This is a genomic window from Acinetobacter sp. V2 (assembly GCF_001188385.1).
Lineage (GTDB): Bacteria > Pseudomonadota > Gammaproteobacteria > Pseudomonadales > Moraxellaceae > Acinetobacter > Acinetobacter oleivorans.
Window position 1 is genome coordinate 1,522,152 of sequence record NZ_JZFB01000001.1, and the last position, 6,025, is coordinate 1,528,176.

At 36.9% G+C, this 6,025-nt stretch carries 4 protein-coding genes; all 4 read left to right on the forward strand.

Features of this window, described 5'->3' with window-relative positions; genetic code table 11:
- The first annotated feature begins 23 nt into the window (after positions 1–23).
- Positions 24–860, forward strand: coding sequence for a methylenetetrahydrofolate reductase [NAD(P)H] (metF, locus tag UC75_RS06995; protein WP_049837130.1), 837 nt, complete (start codon positions 24–26; stop codon positions 858–860).
- A gap of 18 nt (positions 861–878) precedes the next feature.
- A complete protein-coding gene (locus tag UC75_RS07000; RefSeq protein ID WP_005307157.1) occupies positions 879–1,601 on the forward strand; it encodes a 16S rRNA (uracil(1498)-N(3))-methyltransferase in 723 nt (240 codons plus the stop codon).
- 134 nt (positions 1,602–1,735) lie between these two features.
- Entirely contained in the window at positions 1,736–4,588 is a 2,853-nt protein-coding gene (locus UC75_RS07005; RefSeq protein WP_049837131.1) for an EAL domain-containing protein, read from the forward strand.
- 238 nt (positions 4,589–4,826) lie between these two features.
- On the forward strand, positions 4,827–6,025 hold a 1,199-nt coding region (locus UC75_RS20540), incomplete at its 3' end, for a malic enzyme-like NAD(P)-binding protein (RefSeq protein WP_322842885.1).

Genomic DNA, 6,025 nt, shown 5'->3' on the forward strand with positions numbered 1-6,025 from the left:
TTCGCTGTTTACAAGGATTTGACATGACTAAACGTATACCCATTTCTTTTGAGTTTTTCCCACCGAAAACTGATGCCGGTGCTGAAAAACTTCGTATTGTTCATCAAGAATTACAACTATTAAATCCAGATTTCTTCTCGATTACCTATGGTGCTGGTGGTTCTACTCGCGAACGTACTCTTGCTGCTATTGACGATTTCAATGGTAAAGGTACACCAGTTGCACCTCACCTTTCATGCATTGGTGATGATAAAGCGCGTATTGCTGAGTTACTAGATTTATATAAAGCTCAAGGCATTAACCGTATTGTTGCTTTACGCGGTGACTTACCTTCTGGTCAAGTCGGGCTTGGCGAACTTCCTTATGCTCAAGATTTAGTACGTTTTATTCGTGAGCACTCAGGTGATCATTTTCATATTGAAGTTGCAGCTTATCCTGAAATGCACCCTCAAGCTGAAAACCTTGATTCAGATATCCAACGTTTTATTGAAAAAGTACAAGCTGGCGCTAATGCAGGAATTACACAATTCTTCTTTAATCCAGACTCATACTTTTATTTTATTGAGCGTCTGGAAAAAGCTGGAGTTAATATTCCTGTTGCTCCTGGCATCATGCCGATTACCAATGCCAGCAATTTAATTCGCTTTGCTGATGGTACTGGCGCAGAGATTCCTCGTTGGATCCGTAAACAATTACAAGCCTATGGCGATGACAGCGAGAGTATTAAAGCTTTTGGTCATGAAGTTGTTGTGAAGCTATGTGAACGCCTAATCGCAGGTGGTGCACCAAGCTTACATTTCTATTCAATGAATCAAGTCGAACCAACTCGTCAACTCGTTGTTGATCTTGGTTTAAATTAATTTTGTAAGGCGTACCCAATGAATCGTTTTTTTATCGAAACTGAACTTACAGTTGGTTCAACTATTCAACTAACTGAATCAGTATTTCATCATTGGGTGCGTGTCTTACGTGCGCAATTACAAGAACAAGCGACTCTCTTTAATGGCCAAGGTGGCGAATATCTCGCGACATTAAGCGAAATTAATAAAAAAAATGCGTTTGTCACAATTGAGAATTTCAACCCTAATAACCGTAATGCCCCATTTAAAGCAGTTCTTGGTCAGGTTATGAGTAAAGGTGACCGAATGGATTATGCCATTCAGAAAGCCACTGAACTTGGCGTAAGTAAGATTCAGCTTTTAACCAGTGACCGCTGTGAAATGCGTTTAAAGTATGACCGAGATCAAAAAAAATTAGATCACTGGCAAGCTGTTGCAATTGCAGCATGCGAACAATGTGGTTTGAACTTAGTTCCAGAAGTATTAGCACCTATTTCTCTTAATGAATGGTTAAGTTCTTCAGAACTTCCTCAATCTAAATTCGTTTTAGCGCCAGAAAAAGAACAAAAAGATGTATTAGCAGGCATACAACCTGAACTTGCCTTATTGATTGGACCAGAAGGCGGTTTAAGCGAGAATGAAATTACTCAAGCCAATCAAGCTGGTTTTATGAACTGGTGTATTGGTGACCGTGTTTTACGTACAGAAACTGCGCCAGTCGTCGCCTTATCTATTTTAAATTATCGGTTTTTATCCACCTAAGTTCATTGAACATTGATTAAATCGCTATTTAAAGTTAATTTACTTTTATTGTATGAATAAAATTTCAAATTCTTTATCACTGATAAATCAGATTCTTTCTGTATATATGTAAAAAAATAGGATAGAAAAATCTTATGTCTGGGCTTCAGGAAGAATATTTACAGCATCAAACAAAAATTGAGCAGCTAAAACTTTCAATTCAATATATACGCTGGTATTTAGTTAGCTTAATACTGCTATGTCTCATCTCATACGCTATTTTTTCTTATTATTTTTTATCTTCAATAACAATATTTAACTGGTCTATGGGCCTCACTATTGCATCTCTTATCTGCCTATTATTTGTTCCAAATATTTTAACGCACTATCGTACTATTAATTTTATTAAAAAAGCTGATCTTATCTTACAAAGTATTTGTTTTATTTCAGGAGTTTTATTAGGGGCAACCGTTACGGTTATTCATTTTTATCTTCCTCAAGAGCTAGTTACCCTACCCGATGCTCATATTCTAATTGCTTTGTTTATCACTTCTGCCCATATCATTGGACTGACTTTTTTAACGCAACAACCTCGATACTTTTATCTCTTATTTATTCCCAGTACATTACCCCTATTAATTGCACAATTTACACATACACCAATTACTCAGTTGCCTTTTTATTTCGCCTATAACATCGCTTTCATAGCTACCATACTCTGTGCATACGCAACTCAACGTAACTATCAAAAAATTTCTCAACTATTATTTAGAAATAAACAGCTCATTCAAATTTCAGAACAACATACCCAGTGGGCTGAAGAGTTATGTGTACAACTTCAACAAGAAGTGAATAAATCGAAAGATATTGAAGCCCAACTCCAATTTAATAACCATTTACTAGAACAAAAGGTACGTGAACGCACATACGATCTCACTAAAATGAATGAGCAACTCGAAAGCCACCACTACAATTTAGCTTTTGCAAATGAAACGGCAGGCATTCGACCTTGGGACTGGGATATTGAAAATCAAAAATTAGAAATTACCTTTTTCGATCAACAAAAGCAGACACAAACGACCGTTATTCATCTCAATACTATTTTAGACCGCGTACATCCAAGTGATAAAAAACTGTTTAACGAGCGTTTAAAGCAACATCTGGAAGGAATTACAGATCATTTTAATATCAGTTTCAGGATTTTACGTCGAGATGGTTCATGGCGATGGATTCATGATGTAGGTCGTGTCATTACCAGAGATCCCAAAACACAAAAAGCGCTTCGTATGGTTGGGATGACCCGAGATATACATCAAGAGAAAAAAGACCAAGAACACTTAAGACTATCGGCAATTGTGCTTGAACAAGCAGCCGAAGGCATATTCATTTTAGATGAACACCTGAACTATATTGATATTAACCCTTACTACGAAAAATTAACTGGATTTTCTAAATCAGAACTTCTAAATAAAGAATTATTTAGCATTGCGATTAATCAGAAAGAATTACAACAACAATTTCATACCTCAATTACCCAACAGCTCCTCGAGACTGGGGAATATATGGGTCAATTCGATGAAAAGTTTAGTTCCGGCAAAAGCGTCTATTTGTGGTTACACATCAATGTGGTCAAAGATGAGTTCCATCAAATTACAAATTATATTGGATTTGCACGTGACCTCACTGAACAAAAACGTCAGGAACAACATCTATCCTATTTAAAAAATTACGATAGTCTCACCCACTTGCCTAATCGTCTTTACTATTACAATCAATTACATCAATATCTCGTAAACCCTTCATATAACATTAAAAATTTAGCACTAATACGAGTAAACATTGACCGTTTCCGCGCGTTTAATGAATTTTTAAATAATGATAGTGGTGATGAACTTCTTAAACAGTTCGCACAACGATTACGCTTAATCAATATTAATGCAATTTTGGTTGCCTATTTAAATAGCGACGATTTTGCAATTATTTATGAAATCTCTCCAATTCATCCAAATATTGAGCAATATTGCCAAAACATCCTGCAAGCCCTCAACGCACCTTTTTATATTGATAATCACGAATATTTTATTACAGCTTCTATCGGTGTGGCATGCTTTCCTGAGCATGGCCGACAAATTGACCATCTTAATAACCATGCAGAACAAGCACTTTCAGAAGCAAAGCGCTTAGGGGGCAACACCATTTCTTACTATTGCAATAAAGCAGAACATCCATATAAAACTGCTGATTTAGAACAAGAGTTACGTAAAGCCATTCAAAATGATGAATTTGTCATTTATTACCAACCCAAAATTAATCTACTAGATCAATCTATTATAGGTTTTGAAGCATTAATACGTTGGCAACATCCTGAAAAAGGATTAGTCATGCCAAATATGTTTATACCTTTTGCTGAGCGTAGTAGCCTGATTTCAGATATTGGCAAAGTCGTTTTAGATAAAGTTGGAAAACAATTACAAGAATGGAAAAACGCAGGCTACACAAACGTTCAAGTCTCTGTAAATATTGTCGCTCAGCAAATACATCGTGGCTTATTACTTAATGATCTAGATGAAGTTTTGCAAAAATATAATATACAAGGTTCGGACCTTGAACTTGAAATTACTGAGTCGGCTTTATTAGATAATACGGATAACGTCAAAACGCTATTACATGCGATAAAACAACGAGATATTTCAATTGCTTTAGATGACTTCGGTACAGGTTACTCCTCTTTAGCGTACCTAACTGAATATCCAATTGATGTACTAAAAATTGACCGTGCTTTCATTTCTAAAATTGGTGATCACAAACAAGAAGCTATAGTAAATGCCATGATTGCGATGGGTAAAAGTATGGGCCTTAAATTGGTTGCCGAAGGTGTAGAAACCGAAGAACAAGTTGCCTATCTGCAAAAACAGCAATGTGATTTTTTACAAGGCTATTTCTTTAGCCGCCCTATCCCAGCTGAGCAGATTATTCCTTATCTACAAACAGATTCGCATATTTATTAATTGTTCCAACGCTCTATTTTTACATATGCTGCTTTTTCCAAAAATGAGCGTTTTTGACTGTGAGAAATAAAGAAGTAGTGTTATATTCTTTAGCATTTAGCTCACTACAGGGCTATTGGCAATTCGTCTACTATTCTCTTAATTGGTAAAAATTAAAGCATAGTAAAAGAACTGAGTTGCCTTCTCCCTGAATGAGTGATTTGACTAGTTTGCTTTTTTGTATCAAATAGAGACTCAGATGGACGATCAATCTTTAAAACAGGCCGCTTTAAATTACCATGAATATCCAAACCCAGGGAAAATCAGCGTTACCCCAAGTAAGCAACTTGTCAACCAACGAGATTTGGCTTTAGCCTACTCACCCGGAGTTGCTGCGCCATGTTTAGAGATTGAACGTGATCCTTCAACTGCTGCTAAATATACAGCTCGCGGAAACTTGGTTGCTGTAGTAACTAACGGTACAGCTGTTCTTGGTTTAGGTAATATTGGCCCATTGGCTTCTAAACCTGTAATGGAAGGTAAAGGCGTTCTCTTCAAAAAGTTTGCTGGTGTAGATGTATTTGACATCGAAATTGCAGAAAACGATCCAGATAAAATTGTAGATATTGTTGCCTCTCTTGAGCCAACTTTCGGTGGTATCAACCTCGAAGATATTAAAGCGCCTGAATGTTTCTATATTGAAAAGAAACTTCGTGAACGCATGAAAATTCCTGTATTCCATGACGATCAACATGGTACAAGTATTATTGTAGGTTCAGCTTTGCTCAATGCATTGCAACTTGTAAATAAAAAAATTGATGAAATCAAAATCGTAGCTTCAGGTGCAGGTGCAGCAGCACTTTCATGTTTAGACTTGCTTTGTGCGCTTGGTGCTAAAAAAGAAAATATCATTGTTGCCGATTCTCGTGGTCTATTAACCACTTCACGTGAAGGCTTAGACGAATCTAAAAAACGTTATGTTCAAGATATTTCAGCATCTCAGCTTCATGAAGTAATGGCTGGCGCTGATATGTTCTTAGGTCTTTCTGCTGCTGGTATTCTCACCAAAGAAATGGTGAAACAGATGGCTGAGAACCCTATTATTTTTGCTTTGGCAAACCCAGATCCAGAAATTTTACCAGAACATGCACATGAAGTACGTTCTGACGTCATTATGGCAACTGGTCGTTCTGACTATCCAAACCAAGTAAACAACGCATTATGTTTCCCATACATTTTCCGTGGTGCACTTGACGTTGGCGCAACTACGATTAATGAAGACATGAAAATTGCATGTGTACATGCAATTGCGCGTATGGCTCATGTTGAAGCTGATGCAGCAACATATGGTGAAAAATCTGCTTCATTTGGCCGCGACTATTTAATTCCACGCCCACTTGATCAACGTTTAATTTTAGAAATTGCACCAGCAGTTGCTAAAGCAGCAATGGACTCAGG

Coding starts and splice junctions, on each gene's coding strand:
- UC75_RS07000 (WP_005307157.1), top strand. CDS start 879: ATGAATCGTTTTTTTATCGAAACTGAACTTACAGTTGGTTCAACTATT.
- UC75_RS07005 (WP_049837131.1), top strand. CDS start 1,736: ATGTCTGGGCTTCAGGAAGAATATTTACAGCATCAAACAAAAATTGAG.
- metF (WP_049837130.1), top strand. CDS start 24: ATGACTAAACGTATACCCATTTCTTTTGAGTTTTTCCCACCGAAAACT.